This is a genomic window from Nocardia sp. NPDC058666 (assembly GCF_042714895.1).
Lineage (GTDB): Bacteria > Actinomycetota > Actinomycetes > Mycobacteriales > Mycobacteriaceae > Nocardia.
Window position 1 is genome coordinate 261461 of the sequence record NZ_JBHXRY010000006.1, and the last position, 13348, is coordinate 274808.

Annotated in this window: 17 protein-coding genes and 1 riboswitch; of the genes, 7 read left to right on the plus strand and 10 right to left on the minus strand. The window is 65.5% G+C overall.

The window, feature by feature from the left end; translation table 11 throughout:
* Window positions 1-3: 3 nt before the first annotated feature.
* On the plus strand, window positions 4-510 hold the full coding sequence (locus ACFWVD_RS17310; RefSeq protein WP_379243794.1) for a nitroreductase/quinone reductase family protein: 507 nt from the start codon (window positions 4-6) through the stop codon (window positions 508-510).
* Window positions 511-559: 49 nt separating this feature from the next.
* Here ACFWVD_RS17310 and ACFWVD_RS17315 read toward each other — a convergent pair whose 3' ends face one another.
* Together ACFWVD_RS17315 and ACFWVD_RS17320 are read right to left on the minus strand one after the other, a co-directional pair.
* Window positions 560-1657, minus strand: coding sequence for an SPFH domain-containing protein (locus tag ACFWVD_RS17315; RefSeq protein WP_379243796.1), 1098 nt, complete (start codon window positions 1655-1657; stop codon window positions 560-562).
* Between the two features lie 28 nt (window positions 1658-1685).
* Window positions 1686-1904, minus strand: coding sequence for a hypothetical protein (locus tag ACFWVD_RS17320; protein ID WP_379243798.1), 219 nt, complete (start codon window positions 1902-1904; stop codon window positions 1686-1688).
* Between the two features lie 121 nt (window positions 1905-2025).
* Here ACFWVD_RS17320 and ACFWVD_RS17325 point away from each other — a divergent pair, with 121 nt between their 5' ends.
* Together ACFWVD_RS17325 and ACFWVD_RS17330 are read left to right on the plus strand one after the other, a co-directional pair.
* Window positions 2026-2652 carry a DJ-1/PfpI family protein gene (locus tag ACFWVD_RS17325; protein ID WP_379243961.1) on the plus strand — a complete coding sequence of 209 codons (627 nt, stop codon included), beginning with the start codon at window positions 2026-2028 and terminating at the stop codon, window positions 2650-2652.
* On the plus strand, window positions 2649-3098 hold the full coding sequence (locus tag ACFWVD_RS17330) for a MarR family winged helix-turn-helix transcriptional regulator (RefSeq protein ID WP_379243800.1): 450 nt from the start codon (window positions 2649-2651) through the stop codon (window positions 3096-3098). The genes ACFWVD_RS17325 and ACFWVD_RS17330 overlap by 4 nt, the downstream gene beginning before the upstream one ends.
* Here ACFWVD_RS17330 and ACFWVD_RS17335 read toward each other — a convergent pair.
* Window positions 3095-3871, minus strand: coding sequence for a hypothetical protein (locus ACFWVD_RS17335; RefSeq protein ID WP_379243802.1), 777 nt, complete (start codon window positions 3869-3871; stop codon window positions 3095-3097). The genes ACFWVD_RS17330 and ACFWVD_RS17335 overlap by 4 nt on opposite strands.
* 142 nt (window positions 3872-4013) lie before the next feature.
* On the minus strand, window positions 4014-4814 hold the full coding sequence (locus tag ACFWVD_RS17340) for an HAD-IIA family hydrolase (RefSeq protein WP_379243804.1): 801 nt from the start codon (window positions 4812-4814) through the stop codon (window positions 4014-4016).
* Window positions 4815-4943: 129 nt separating this feature from the next.
* On the opposite strand from ACFWVD_RS17340, the gene fgd reads away from it, so the two are divergent.
* Window positions 4944-5954: a glucose-6-phosphate dehydrogenase (coenzyme-F420) gene (gene fgd, locus ACFWVD_RS17345; protein WP_379243806.1), complete on the plus strand. Its 1011-nt coding sequence runs from the start codon at window positions 4944-4946 to the stop codon at window positions 5952-5954.
* Between the two features lie 70 nt (window positions 5955-6024).
* Here the strand turns inward: fgd and ACFWVD_RS17350 are convergent, their stop codons facing one another.
* From ACFWVD_RS17350 to ACFWVD_RS17370, 5 genes are all read right to left on the minus strand, one after another.
* Entirely contained in the window at window positions 6025-6552 is a 528-nt protein-coding gene (locus ACFWVD_RS17350; RefSeq protein WP_379243808.1) for a hypothetical protein, read from the minus strand.
* Window positions 6553-6600: 48 nt separating this feature from the next.
* A complete protein-coding gene (locus tag ACFWVD_RS17355) occupies window positions 6601-6774 on the minus strand; it encodes a hypothetical protein (protein WP_379243809.1) in 174 nt (57 codons plus the stop codon).
* A 98-nt stretch (window positions 6775-6872) separates the two neighbouring features.
* Complete coding sequence (locus ACFWVD_RS17360) at window positions 6873-8081, minus strand: O-succinylhomoserine sulfhydrylase (RefSeq protein ID WP_379243811.1); 1209 nt, start codon at window positions 8079-8081, stop codon at window positions 6873-6875.
* A complete protein-coding gene (locus ACFWVD_RS17365) occupies window positions 8078-8500 on the minus strand; it encodes a rhodanese-like domain-containing protein (RefSeq protein WP_379243813.1) in 423 nt (140 codons plus the stop codon). Before ACFWVD_RS17365 ends, ACFWVD_RS17360 begins: the two co-directional genes overlap by 4 nt.
* A gap of 17 nt (window positions 8501-8517) precedes the next feature.
* A riboswitch (SAM riboswitch) is annotated at window positions 8518-8636 on the minus strand.
* A 45-nt stretch (window positions 8637-8681) separates the two neighbouring features.
* On the minus strand, window positions 8682-9140 hold the full coding sequence (locus tag ACFWVD_RS17370; protein ID WP_379243815.1) for a hypothetical protein: 459 nt from the start codon (window positions 9138-9140) through the stop codon (window positions 8682-8684).
* A gap of 172 nt (window positions 9141-9312) precedes the next feature.
* On the opposite strand from ACFWVD_RS17370, the gene ACFWVD_RS17375 reads away from it, so the two are divergent.
* Both ACFWVD_RS17375 and ACFWVD_RS17380 read left to right on the plus strand, forming a co-directional pair.
* The gene (locus ACFWVD_RS17375; protein WP_379243817.1) at window positions 9313-10701 is read left to right on the plus strand and encodes an FAD-dependent oxidoreductase; all 1389 of its coding nucleotides are present in this window, start codon (window positions 9313-9315) and stop codon (window positions 10699-10701) included.
* Between the two features lie 36 nt (window positions 10702-10737).
* On the plus strand, window positions 10738-11586 hold the full coding sequence (locus ACFWVD_RS17380) for an amidohydrolase family protein (RefSeq protein ID WP_379243819.1): 849 nt from the start codon (window positions 10738-10740) through the stop codon (window positions 11584-11586).
* On the opposite strand, the gene ACFWVD_RS17385 is transcribed toward ACFWVD_RS17380, so the two are convergent.
* Window positions 11587-12069 (minus strand): DUF456 domain-containing protein, encoded by a 483-nt coding sequence (locus ACFWVD_RS17385; RefSeq protein WP_379243820.1) that lies wholly within the window; start codon window positions 12067-12069, stop codon window positions 11587-11589. It abuts the gene before it with no gap.
* Window positions 12070-12195: 126 nt separating this feature from the next.
* On the opposite strand from ACFWVD_RS17385, the gene ACFWVD_RS17390 reads away from it, so the two are divergent.
* Entirely contained in the window at window positions 12196-13293 is a 1098-nt protein-coding gene (locus tag ACFWVD_RS17390) for a CaiB/BaiF CoA transferase family protein (protein ID WP_379243822.1), read from the plus strand.
* The last annotated feature ends 55 nt before the right edge of the window (window positions 13294-13348 follow it).

Below are 13348 nucleotides of genomic sequence, written 5' to 3' on the forward strand. Positions count from 1 at the left end.
CTCATGACTACGCAGTTCCCGGATCGGCAGTGGGGCTCACGCACCAATCCCCTGTCCCGCGCCGCCAACCGTTTCGCCGCGACAAAGCCTGGCTCGTGGCTTATTCGCACGGTCACCCCGCTGGACCGGGCCCTGCTCGAACGCACCGACGCCAAGTACACCGTGCTCGGCCCGATCGGCGCCCCGGTGATCCTGCTCACCACCACCGGCCGCAAATCCGGTCAACCCCGCACCCAGCCGCTGCTCTACGTCCACGACGGCGACACCCTCTACGTGATCGGCTCCAACTTCGGCCAGTCCACCCACCCCGCCTGGACCGCCAACCTGCTCGCCGACCCGACCGCCACCGTCGCCATCGCCGGCGAACGCATCCCGGTCACCGCCACCCCCGTCCCCGACGCGGACAAAGAGGCGATCTTCACCCGCTTCGTGGACATCACCGGCGCCTACGCCGCCTACCGCGACCGCACCACCCGCAACCTGCGCATGTTCGCCTTGCGGCGGGCCTAGACACAGCGAAGCCCCGGGTTGCTTGCGCCCGGGGCTTGCTGGTTGCTGGTCAGACCTTGTCGATCTCGCCGTTCGACAGGGCCTTCTGCAAAGAATTGAAGACCGTCAATCCCTGGCCGACCATCCCGTTGAGCATTTCGCTCACACCATCCGGCCCGTTCAGAACGGTGAGGTTGGCGCCGGCCAAGCCCTGCGAGGCCTGCTTGACGATCTCGGGCAGTTGCTCGATGAGCATCTGGTCCAACGCAATTCGGTTGTTGGATGCGGCCGCCTCGGCCTGGATGCGAGTCCGGTCGGCCTCCGCCTCGGCGAGGATACGAACCCGTTCCGCTTCTGCCTGAGCAGGTTTCACCACTTCGGCCTGCAGTTGCTGTTCGCGCAGTTCGGCGTTCTTGCGGGCTTGAGCGGCCTGCGCGTGCAGAACAGCTTGCCGGGCGATGGCGTCGGCGAGCGGACCCGACTGTGCCGCTTCGGCATTGGCCTTGTCGATGTCGCGCTGGTACTCGGCCTTGAGGATCGAGGTTTCGCGTTCGTACTCCGCGCGACGGCGCAGCGACTCCTGTTCGGCTTCGGCGGCACGCTGCGAGGCCTGCGCCTGCGCGATCTGGGCGTCGCGCTGCACGGCCGCATTGTGCGGTGCCGCAAGGGCATTGATGTAGCCGAGGTTGCCGTCGTCGATGGACTGGATCTGGAACGAGTCGACCCACAGGCCGATATTGCTCATCTCCACCTTCGACGCGATCAGTACCTCGTCGGCCAGCTTCTGACGTTCGCGGATGATCTCCTCGACCGTCATCGAGCCCACGATCGAGCGTAGGTGACCGGAGAAGATGCGGCCGGTCAGCACCGACATCTCCTGCTCCTGTTCGGACAGAAAGCGTTGTGCAGCATTGACAATGGACTGCGTGTCGTTGGCGACCTTGAACGCGATCACCGCACGCACATCCAACTGGATGGCCTGCTTGGTGACGCAGCGCTCGCGGATCTCGGATTCGAACATCGCCAGCGACAGGTAGCGGACCTTGCGGAACAGGGGCATCACCCAGGTGCCGCGGCCGATCACGACCTTGAACGGGGTGTCGTCCTTGGTCTTGGCACCGCTGACGAGCATGGCTTCGTCGGGATCGGGAACGTGATAGCCCAGCATGGTGAGCCCTTTCACTCGGTGGGGCGGGTCATTCGGTGGGGAGCGGAATCCAGGTCACCACGTCGACCAGGCGTCCCGGATGGACCGCGACGATCAACACGGTGGTCCAGGCGGCGATCGGTTCGTCGGCGCGGGCGAGGAACAGTTCGGTGCCGCCGCGAATCGAGACGAGCACCTCTCCCAGCGCGCCGGCTGCTCGAATCGGTGAGGTGATGGTGCCCGTCATGCCCTGGAGGGAATCGGTCATCGCGGGTGAACCTCCTTGTCTCGCACCGGATGACGTCAGGGTACGAGGCGTGGGCTGTAAGCCGGTAGCAAAATTCTTATTGACAGCATCCTGTCAATTATGACAACATACTGTCATGACGATGAAGACAGTCCACGTAGCCGTGTACGACACCCTCGCCGACTGGGAAGTCGGGGCCGCCACCGCGCACATCGCCAACGGCGCATGGCATCGCGAACCGGGAACGTTCCAGGTCACAACGGTCGGCCTCACCACAGAACCGGTCACCACGATCGGCCGGATGCGCATCACCCCCGACATCGCGATCGCCGACCTCGACCCCGCCGACAGCGCGATGCTGATCCTGCCCGGCGCCGAACTGTGGGTGGGCAACGAGCTGAATGCGTTCGCGGACAAGGCAAAACAGTTCGTCGCGGCCGGTGTGCCCGTCGCCGGAATCTGCGGCGCAACTTTCGGGCTCGCGAAAGCGGGCCTGCTCGACGACCGCGCCCACACCAGCAATGTCGCGGAATACCTTGTCTACAGCGGATATTCGGGCGCCGACCACTACGTGGAAGCACCCGCAGTCACCGATCGCGACGTGATCACCGCCGACGCCATGTCCCCCTTCGAATTCGCCCGCGAGATCTTCGCCCGCCTCGGCCTCTACGAACCCCACGTGCTCGAGGCCTGGTACAAACTGTTCGCGCACTCCGACCCCGCCGGATACGCCACCCTCGCCGAATACGAAGGAAGCCACGCAGCTTGAACAAAGACCAGGACCTACTCGACGGCGCCGCCCTCACCGTCTTCCGGCTGAACGGTCAATTCCTCACCATCGGCGACAGCCTGTCCGCACCGGCAGGCATCTCGGTCGCCTGGTGGCAGGTGATGGCGGCGGTTCAGGAACACCCGGAAACGGTCGCAGGCATCGCCCGCGCCATGGGCATCACCCGCCAGAGCGTCCAACGAATCGCGGACCTGCTGGTCGCCAAGGGCATGTGCGAATACCGCCCCAACCCGGCGCACAAGCGGGCCAAGTTGGTCGCCATGACAGCCGAAGGCGACGCGGCCATCCAACGCATCAATCCGCAACACGCGGCCATGGCGAAACGCCTGGCCGCGGCTCTGGGCCCCACAGAGTTCGCGGCGACCGTCGAGACCCTGACCCGCTTGTCCTCGATATTGGAGGCGATCATCGCCGACGACGACTAGTCGAAGGGCATTGCTTGGCACCACAGGTCGAATGCGGCGAGGTCTTTGCCCTGCTCCAGGACGGGCCAGTACTTCTCGTGCGCCAAGACGATGAAACGGTTCCGGTGCTCATCGGTGAACGCGTGAAGCTTCCAGAAGTGCATGGGGGTTGCGGTGTCCGGGGTTTGCCAGCTGTAGGCGGCGACCTTCTGGCTGCTGTAGCTCACCTTGTTGGGCGGGAGCTGTTGGACGACTTTCATGACGTCGGCGTGTTCCGGGTAGGCGAGCACCACGTAACCGGGGTTGCTGACATGACCCCAGCAGTCCCAGGCGTCGGTCCAGTCGCCTAGCCGCAGGGTGTCGTTGTCGGGTGCTCGCAGCTTGTCGCCGGACGTCTCGTGCCAGCAGCTCTGATCGGCGTAGCCGCCGCCCACGCCGCCGGTGGGCTGCACCAGTCCGGGAAACATTGTCGCCATCTGTTCCGGGTCGGTGCCCCGAGAGTTGGTGTACATCACGGCGCCGACCACGAGGAGAACCATCACCACCGCGCCGATCAACACGACAGTCGCAGTGCCAGCAGATGAGCGACGCTGCGGTGCATGTGGCCTCGGAATCTGCTGCCCGGGCGGCATATTCGGGAAGTAGCCCGGCGCCGGACTTCCCGGGTAGACGGGGCCGTTGCTCGGCTGGTAGCCGGGCACACTCGGGTATCCGGGGTTTTGCGGCTGGTATCCCGGATGCCCATTTGCCTGTCCCGGTCCGGGCGTGGCCCACCAATCCCCGTCGCCGTGCACAGTTCCCCCCTCGAGTCCGATCAGCGCTGGCCACTCTACAAGCCCCAAGGCAATCCACTTGGACATGTGATCACCAGGCGATCACGCAAACATCGGCCGAGAGGGAAAATCCCTCATGGCCTGGTGATCAACTGACCAGGACCTAGTCGACGAACGGTTGGCGGGTTCGGCCGACGAGGTCGGCTACTGAATGGACGATCGACGTCGGGCGGAAGGGGTATTGCTCTACCGATGCCTTCGTCGAGATGCCGGAGGTGACCAGGATGGTGCGCAGGCCTGCTTCGAGGCCGGCGATCACGTCGGTGTCCATGCGGTCGCCGATCATCACCGTGGTCGAGGAATGGGCGCCGATGCGGCGCAGGGCCGAACGCATCATCAGCGGGTTCGGTTTGCCGACGTAGTACGGGTCCTTGCCGGTCGCGCGGGTGATCAGCGCGGCGACCGAACCGGTGGCGGGGAGTACGCCGTCGCGGGACGGGCCGGTGGCGTCGGGGTTGGTGGCGATGAACTTGGCGCCGCGGTCGACCAGGCGGATCGCGGTGGTGATCGCCTCGAAGGAGTACGTGCGGGTTTCGCCCAGGACCACGTAGTCGGGGTCGACGTCGGTGAGCACGTACCCGATCTCGTGCAGCGCGGTGGTGAGACCGGATTCGCCGACGACGTAGGCGGTGCCGTTCGGGCGCTGATCGGCGAGGAAGGTGGCCGTGGCCAGCGCCGAGGTCCAGATCGACTCCTCGGGGATGTCCAGGCCGGTCTGGCGCAGGCGGGCCTGCAGGTCGCGGGGCGTGCGGATCGAGTTGTTGGTGAGCACGAGGAACGGGATCTCGTTCGCCCGTAGTTCGGCCAGGAACTCGTCGGCGCCGGGGATCAGTTGATCTTCGTGCACCAGCACGCCGTCCATGTCGGTCAGGTACGACAGGATCTTCTCGTCTTTGGCGGTCACCAGTTAATTGTCCGCTAAAAGTCGGGGCCGTGGGTGATGAAACTTCCGGCCGTGCTCGCGGCGCGATGTCGGGGTCGTTGACTAGGGTCGTGGGGCAGGGGCGTGCGGCGAACGACAGGAGTAGCGGGAATGGTGGAGCTCAAGCTCGGGTACAAGGCATCGGCGGAGCAGTTCGGGCCGCGGGAGCTGGTCGAACTCGGCGTCGCCGCCGAGCAGCACGGCCTCGACAGCGCGACCGTGAGCGACCACTTCCAGCCGTGGCGCCACGACGGCGGGCACGCGCCGTTCTCGCTGGCCTGGCTCGCGGCCGTCGGCGAGCGCACCGACCGCATCCAGCTCGGCACCTCGGTGCTCACCCCCACCTTCCGCTACAACCCCGCCGTGATCGCACAGGCCTTCGCGACGCTGGGCTGCCTCTACCCGAACCGGATCATGCTCGGGGTCGGCACCGGTGAGGCGCTCAACGAGATCGCGACCGGTTTCAAAGGCGAATGGCCCGATTTCAAGGAGCGTTTCGCTCGCCTGCGCGAAGCGGTGAAGCTGATGCGCGAACTGTGGACCGGCGACCGCGTCGATTTCGACGGCGAGTACTACCACACCGTCGGGGCCTCCATCTATGACGTGCCCAAGGGCGGTATCCCCGTCTACATCGCCGCGGGCGGCCCGGTGGTGGCCAGGTACGCGGGTCGCGCGGGCGACGGTTTCATCTGCACCTCGGGCAAAGGCATGGACCTGTACACCGAGAAGCTGCTGCCCGCCGTCGCGGAAGGCGCCGCCAAGGCCGACCGCAACGTCGCCGACATCGACAAGATGATCGAGATCAAGATCTCCTACGACACCGATCCCGAACTGGCACTACAGAACACGCGCTTCTGGGCCCCGCTGTCGCTGACCCCCGAACAGAAGCACGACATCACCGACCCGATTGAAATGGAAAAGGCCGCCGACGCCCTCCCGATCGAACAGGTAGCCAAGCGCTGGATCGTGGCCAGCGACCCCGAAGACGCTGTCGCCCAGATCAAGCCATACATCGACGCGGGCCTGAACCACCTGGTCTTCCACGCCCCCGGCCAAGATCAGCTCCGCTTCCTCGACCTGTTCAAGCGGGATCTGGCTCCGCGTCTGCGCGCACTGGGCTGAGGGTCCGAAAGGCCGCCCCGGCGGTAATGTCCGGGCCGAACGCGAGTCGTCGCGTTCGGCCGGGGCCACATTATTGCGGAACGGCATACCATGGGACCCACGATGCCAACTCAGCTTCGTGTGACGGCGAACCGTCCCATGGCCGTGTGTGGAATTCCTCGGCGAGAATTCCAGCATAGTTTTTCGAGCTGTTCTCGGGCGTCAGGTTCGACACATACAGGTCGGCGACCGGAAAATCGTAGGGCACCTTCTTCACCACGTGCGCGATCGCAGTCGCCGCAGGTCGCAGGTCGTCCAACCGGCCTTTCGAGTCGGCGACCGCCAGGTAGATATTCACACCGAGTACGCCTTCGGTGTCGTTCTTGTTGATGCTCACGTTGTACAGGCAATAGCCCGGCGGCAACGTGTCTGCCTTGTCGATCGCGGCCCTGGTTTCCCGTTCGAATTCTTTGGTTTCCAGTTTCGCCGTCGTCTCGCACTTTTGCGAGTGGTTGTCCGCCGACATGCACCCGGTGGCAACCATCGACATCGCGGCAACTGCGATTGCCAACCACAATGCGCTCCCGCGCCGAGTCGACGGTCGCGAATTGTCAGCCATCAGTGTTCACCATCCATCTCACCTCATAGATATCGGTTGTGCAGGTAGTCACGGGAGGATGAGCAGGGTCGAGCGGTAGTGGCGCATTGCGGTCAGCACCTGTTCCGCGGGTGCGCCGAGCATGGACGAGGTGCGCTGGACGAATATCCGGGCGTGGGCCACCTCGTCCCGCGCGAAGCGGCCGGACCGGCGATGGTCCAGTCCGGCCGCGGTCACGACCATTTCCGGTCGTCGCAGGTTGTGCGACTCCCCCAGCAGTCATGGTCGCAGTGTAAATCCTTGGCCGCGATCATCTTTGGTCATCGCGAGGATGCGCGCAGTCAGCTCAGGGCGTGGTCGAGGTCGCCTAGGAGGTCGTCGAGGTCTTCCAGGCCTACCGAGATGCGGACTACCCCGTCGGACAAGCCGATTGAGGCTCGGCCTTCTGGGCCCATGGCTCGGTGGGTGGTGGTGGCGGGGTGGGTGATCATGGTTTTGGCGTCGCCGAGGTTGTTGGAGATGTCGATGATGCGGAGGCGGTTCAGGACCTCGAAGGCTCGCTTTTTGCCGTCGTCGCCGTTGAGGGCGAAGGTGACTACGGTGCCGCCGCCGGTCATCTGGTCCAGGGCCAACGCGTGTTGGGGGTGGGATTCCAGGAAGGGGTATTTCACCCAGTCGACCGATTTGTTGGTCTCGAGGAACTTGGCCACTTGCAGGGCCGACTCGGTGGAGTGGCGCACGCGCAGCGGCATGGTTTCCAAACCCTTGAGCAAGGTCCACGCGTTGAAGGGGCTCAGGGCGGGGCCGGTGTGGCGCATCAGGGTTTTCACCGGGCCGTCGATGTAGTCCTTGGCGCCGAGGATCGCGCCGCCGAGGACTCGGCCCTGGCCGTCGATGTGTTTGGTGCCGGAGTAGACGACCACGTCGGCGCCGAGTTCGAAGCCGCGTTGCAGCAGGGGGGTGGCGAAGACGTTGTCCAGCACCACCTTTGCGCCTGCGGCGTGGGCGAGTTCGGTGACCTTGCGGACGTCGACCAGGGTCTGCATCGGGTTGGCGGGGGTTTCGAAGAACACGGCCTGGGTCGGCACGGAAAGTGCCTGCTCCCACTGGTCGAGGTCGTCGCCGTCGACGAAGACGGTTTCGATGCCCCAGCGCGGCAGGATCTCGTTGCAGACCACGAAGCACGAGCCGAACAGGCTGCGGGCGGCGACGAGTCGGTCGCCTGCCTTCAGAAGTGCGCCGAGAGCTGTGAAGACCGCGGACATACCGGATGCGGTCGCGAAGGCCGCTTCGGCGCCGTCGAGCAAGCGGATGCGCTCCTCGAACATGGCCACGGTCGGGTTGCCGAAGCGGGAGTAGACGAAGTGCTCGACGTCGCCGGTGAAGGCGGCCTCGGCGGCTTCAGCGTTCTCGTAGACGAAACCCGAGGTCAGGTACAGCGCCTCGGACGTCTCGTCGAAGCCGGAACGGCGCAGGCCGCCACGCACACCGAGCGTGGCGGGGCCGACGCCCTCGGGCAGGGGCTTGTCGAACGAACCACCGGTGATCATGCGTTGACCTCACGCCACGGCAGGCCGACAGCGCGCCAACCGGTGCTGCCGCGCTGACCGAACGCGTCGGGACCACCTTCGAAACCGTCGAGCACGTTGTAGGACGGTGCCACGCCCGCCGCCGTCGCCAGGTTCGCCGCGTGCGCGGAACGCTGACCGGAGCGACACAGGAACACCACCGGTGCATCGTCGGGACGTCCGGCCAGTGCCTTGTCCAGCTGCACGCCGAAGTCCGGATTGCGGGTGCCGGTGCCGTCGACCCATTCGATGAAATGGGCGGGGCGATCGATGGAGCTGGTGTCGGGGATGCCGATGTGTGCCCACTCGCCTTCGGTGCGCACGTCGACCAGCACGGCGCCGGGGTGCTCGGTGAGCAACTCCCACGCCTGCTCAGGGGTGATATCGCCGGCGTAAGTCATGTCGATCCTCCTGCGTGAATCCGCTCTTGCCGTGCCGGAACTCCGGAAAACACGGCCAGGTCGTCACCCGGAGCACCCCACCGCGGAGGAGGGTTGCCGACCAGCGAGCCGGGGCTTGACGCTGGCACTCATGACCTTGCGATCTGAGATTGCCTCGGACCCGGTCATCGTGTCAAACGATTCAGAACGAGCACACCAGCCACGCGCCGTCGCCGCGGGTCAGTTTCCAGGCGGTGGACTTCGGGTTTCCGTCTACCACCACGGTGGCGTCGATTTTGGCGCGATCACCGTTGACGGTGGCGTTGGTGAACCCCTTGCCGTCGATGGTGACGGTAGATTTCGGGCCGCCTAGCTGTTCGGACAGGCCAGAAGCCTCCTCGTTGAAGCCCTCGCAGGCCACCCCGGTCGGCGGACGCAGGTCACTGCGGGAACGCGCGTCGATATAGTTGGTGACAGCGGCGGCGAGACGGTCGGCCTCTGTGACATTTTTCTCAGCCGGTGACAGCAGTCCGCCCAGCACGATGCCGATGAGCACGATGATCGCCACCACCGCGGCCGCCACGAACGGGACGATGGAACGCTTGTCGGTCTGATCCACCACGATGGGCTGGTCTTCCGAGCCAGTTTGCTCCTCGTTCATGCTGTAATCCTGACAGACCCGCGCGGGCAGCCACACCGCGCTCCGGGTCGCCGCAACGCCGCAGCTAGAATCGCGTTCGATGCGGCCAGCTGTCACTTAGCCGGACTGCTGACTTAGCCTGAGCTAAGTTGACGCCGTCAAATCAGTTCTCGACCAAAGGGTGCGCGTAGACATGACCGAACAGAGTGCAGCTACTCGCCCACTTCGCATCGCGATCGTGGGCGCGGGACCGGCCGGTATCTACGCCGCCGACGCCCTGATGAAGTCCGATGCCGACGTGAGCATCGACCTCTACGAGCGCATGCCCGCTCCCTTCGGCCTGATCCGCTACGGCGTCGCACCGGACCACCCGCGCATCAAGGGCATCATCACCGCGCTGCACAAGGTCTTGGACAAAGACCAGGTGCGGCTGCTGGGCAATATCGACTACGGCACCGATATCACCCTCGATGACCTGCGCCAGTTCTACGACGCGGTGATCTTCTCCACCGGCGCCAACGCCGACCGCGCCCTGGACATCCCCGGCATCGAACTGGATGGTTCGTTCGGTGCCGCGGACTTCGTGTCCTGGTACGACGGCCACCCCGACGTGCCGCGCACCTGGCCCCTGGACGCGGAGAAGGTCGCGGTGCTGGGCGTGGGCAACGTCGCGCTGGATGTCGCGCGTGTGCTGGCCAAGACCGGCGACGAACTGCTGGCCACCGAAATCCCGCCCAACGTCTACGAAGGCCTCAAGGGCAACAAAGCCCTCGAGGTCCACGTGTTCGGTCGTCGCGGGCCCGCACAGGCCAAGTTCACCCCGCTGGAACTGCGCGAACTGGACCACTCGCCCACCATCGAGGTCATCGTCAACCCCGAAGACATCGACTACGACGAGGGCTCCGAAGCCGCGCGGCGTAACTCCAAGCAGGTCGACATGGTCGCGAACACCCTCGAACAGTGGGCCATTCGCGATCACGGCGATCGTCCGCACAAGCTGTTCCTGCACTTCTTCGAATCCCCCGCCGAGGTCCTGGGCGACAACGGCAAGGTCGTCGGCCTGAAGACCGAGCGCACGCAACTCGACGGCACCGGCAACGTCAAGGGCACCGGCAACTTCACCGACTGGGACATCCAGGCCGTGTACCGCGCGGTTGGCTACCTCTCGCAGAACGTCACCCAGCTGCCGTTCGACGATCAGGCGGGCACGGTGCCCAACGAGGCCGGTCGCGTGATCGCCGACGACACCGCCGAAGGCGACGCCCGCTTCATGCCCGCCACCTACGTGACCGGCTGGATCAAGCGCGGCCCCGTCGGCCTGATCGGCCACACCAAGGGCGACGCCAACGAGACCATCGCCTGCCTGCTCGACGACGCCAAGGCCTTCGCCCCTGCGCCCAAGCCCGAGCTGGACGCGGTCACCGAGTTCCTCGAGGGCAAGGGCATCCCGTTCACCACCTGGGCCGGCTGGTACCGCCTCGACGCCCACGAGCGGGCGCTGGGCGAGCCCGAAGGCCGTGAGCGCGTGAAGGTCGTCGAGCGCGAGGACATGCTGCGCGCGTCCGAGCCGAACAAGGCCTGAGCTGCCACCACTGTCGAGATAGGGCATTCTGTACCCGTGTTCGATGCCCACGTCCACATCATCGATCCGCGGTTTCCGCTGATCGAGAACGAAGGCTATCTACCCGAGCCCTACGTGATCGATGACTATCGACAGCGCATGGGGCACTTCGATGTTCGCGGCGGTGCTGTCGTCAGTGCGTCTTTTCAGGGAGCTGATCAGACGTATCTGAAGGCAGCGCTGTCCGCGCTCGGACCGGAGTGGGTCGGGGTGACCCGCCTTGACCTCGACGCCACCGATGACGACATTCTCGAACTCGATCGCGCGGGCGTGCGGGCGCTGCGGTTCAACCTCAAGCGGGCCGCCGCCGACATCACCGAGATGACGTTGCAGGCGTTGCGCGCGCACGAACTGGCCGGTTGGCATGTGGAGCTGTATATCGACGGGCAGATGCTGGCCTCGTTGCAGCCGGTGATCTCGAAACTGCCCGCCTTGTCGATCGACCATCTCGGCATGTCCGAGGAGGGGTTGCCGTATCTGCTGGACCTGGTGGATCGCGGTGCGCGGGTGAAGGCGACCGGGTTCGGGCGGGTCGAGATGGATGTGGCCGAGACGCTGCGGCGCATTCACACCGTCAATCCGGGGGCATTGATGTTCGGTAGCGATCTGCCGGGCACGCGCGCGGGCAGGCCGTTCGATGACAGCGATATCGACCTGATCTGCCAAGTGGTGGGCGCGGATATGCACGCGGTGCTCGAGGACAATGCCCGCGAGTTCTACCGGCTGCCCCCGGTGCACCGCGACGCGACACCTGCTGTGCGCGTGGAGAATCCGACCATTCCGATTCCGCGCAATCTGCTGCCCGGCGCGGACGATCAGACGCGGCCGCTGCCGGTTATCGAGTAATCAGCTGAGAATTGCGCCGGTGAGCCAGACTCCCGACGCGATCAGTGCGCCGAACAGCTCCACCAGCATGGACAGGCCTACGCCTTTCAGCGCGTGAACTGTTGCGGGCCAAGCCAATTGGTTGGTGTTCAAGCGGTACAGCTCAGCCAGATACACGCCGAGCACGAACCCGATGAACAGGCCCACGATCGGGATCACGAAGAAGCCGACGACGCCCAACACCGCGCCCACCAGCAACGCCCGGTTCGACACGCCCGCTTCGCGCATTCGTTTGCCTGGCCAGGTGTATTTCACGATGCCGGAGATCACCACCGCGACCGTCGCCACCGCCAACACCGTCCAGGCCGTCGCGCCGCCGGTCATGAACGCCCACACCGCGATCGCGCCGAAGATCAGGATCACCCCGGGCAGAATCGGCACGATCACGCCGACGATGCCGACCAGAATCACCAGGCCGACAACGACCTCACCCCACACGCTCACTACCGGGTCCTCCCGTTGCCACGCCGAGTCGCGCTCACCGAATTCTCGCCCATGCTCTACCCGAGCCGCCACCCCGGCGCTATTGTCGAAGTGTCAATACCGTTCGACGATGAACAGAGGTCACCCGTGAGCACGGAGTCCACCGCGAAGCAGGGCCCCCTCGCGGGGATCAAGGTCATCGAGTTGGCGGGCATCGGCCCAGGTCCGCACGCCGCGCTGCTGCTGGCCGACCTCGGTGCCGACGTGGTGCGCGTGCAGCGACACCGGCAGCTGCCCGGCTTCATCGAGCGTCCGCAGTGGCGTGGGCGCACGATCGTCGAAGCGAATCTGAAGGATCCCGCCGACGTCGCCAAGATCCTCGACCTGGTCGAGAAGGCCGACGTGCTGCTGGAAGGCTTCCGGCCCGGCGTCACCGAACGGATGGGTCTCGGACCCGACGAGACCCTGGCCCGCAACCCGCGCCTGGTCTACGGCCGGATGACCGGGTGGGGCCAGTACGGTCCGATGGCCGATCGCGCCGGGCACGACATCAACTACATCTCGCTGACCGGCGTGCTCAACGCGATCGGGCGCAAAGGTGAGCGGCCGGTGCCGCCGCTGAACATGGTGGGCGACTTCGGTGGCGGCTCGATGTTCCTGGTGATGGGCATTCTCGCGGCGCTGGTGGAGCGGCAGACTTCCGGCAAGGGTCAGGTGATCGACGCGGCGATGGTCGATGGGGCGCTTGCCCTTTCGCACTTCGTGTGGGGAATGCGCGGGGTGGGGCTGTGGTCCGACGAGCGCGGCGAGAACCTCCTCGATACCGGCATGGCGTTCTACGACACCTACGAAACCTCCGACGGCAAGTACATGGCGGTCGGGGCGATCGAGCCGCAGTTCTACGAGCAACTGCTGGCCGGGCTCGAGATTTCCGAAGAAGGTCTGCCGCAGCAGCTGGACCCCAGCGGACAGGACCAGTTGCGCAAGCTGTTCACCGACAAATTCCTGACCAAGACCCGCGACGAGTGGACCGCGATCTTCGACGGCACCGACGCCTGCACCACCCCCGTGCTGACGTTCACCGAAGCCACCGAGAACCCGCACATCGTGGCCCGTACCGGCCTGATCGAGATCGAAGGCGTGGTCCAGCACGCGCCCGCGCCGCGCTTCTCGCGCACACCCGGCGGCACGCCGACTCCCCCGCCGTCGGTCGCGACACCAATCGAAACGGTCTGGGCTGACTGATTTGTCGGGCTGTCGTCGGTAGGCTTTCGTTCTATCGACGACAGGTCTGGGATCC

What these genes read in the sequence shown, in the direction of transcription:
- ACFWVD_RS17310 (WP_379243794.1), top strand. Translation starts at nt 4, where the DNA reads ATGACTACGCAGTTCCCGGATCGGCAGTGGGGCTCACGCACCAATCCC.
- ACFWVD_RS17315 (WP_379243796.1), bottom strand. Translation starts at nt 1,657, where the DNA reads ATGCTGGGCTATCACGTTCCCGATCCCGACGAAGCCATGCTCGTCAGC.
- ACFWVD_RS17320 (WP_379243798.1), bottom strand. Translation starts at nt 1,904, where the DNA reads ATGACCGATTCCCTCCAGGGCATGACGGGCACCATCACCTCACCGATT.
- ACFWVD_RS17325 (WP_379243961.1), top strand. Translation starts at nt 2,026, where the DNA reads ATGAAGACAGTCCACGTAGCCGTGTACGACACCCTCGCCGACTGGGAA.
- fgd (WP_379243806.1), top strand. Translation starts at nt 4,944, where the DNA reads ATGGTGGAGCTCAAGCTCGGGTACAAGGCATCGGCGGAGCAGTTCGGG.
- ACFWVD_RS17350 (WP_379243808.1), bottom strand. Translation starts at nt 6,552, where the DNA reads ATGGCTGACAATTCGCGACCGTCGACTCGGCGCGGGAGCGCATTGTGG.
- ACFWVD_RS17355 (WP_379243809.1), bottom strand. Translation starts at nt 6,774, where the DNA reads ATGGTCGTGACCGCGGCCGGACTGGACCATCGCCGGTCCGGCCGCTTC.
- ACFWVD_RS17360 (WP_379243811.1), bottom strand. Translation starts at nt 8,081, where the DNA reads ATGATCACCGGTGGTTCGTTCGACAAGCCCCTGCCCGAGGGCGTCGGC.
- ACFWVD_RS17365 (WP_379243813.1), bottom strand. Translation starts at nt 8,500, where the DNA reads ATGACTTACGCCGGCGATATCACCCCTGAGCAGGCGTGGGAGTTGCTC.
- ACFWVD_RS17370 (WP_379243815.1), bottom strand. Translation starts at nt 9,140, where the DNA reads ATGAACGAGGAGCAAACTGGCTCGGAAGACCAGCCCATCGTGGTGGAT.
- ACFWVD_RS17375 (WP_379243817.1), top strand. Translation starts at nt 9,313, where the DNA reads ATGACCGAACAGAGTGCAGCTACTCGCCCACTTCGCATCGCGATCGTG.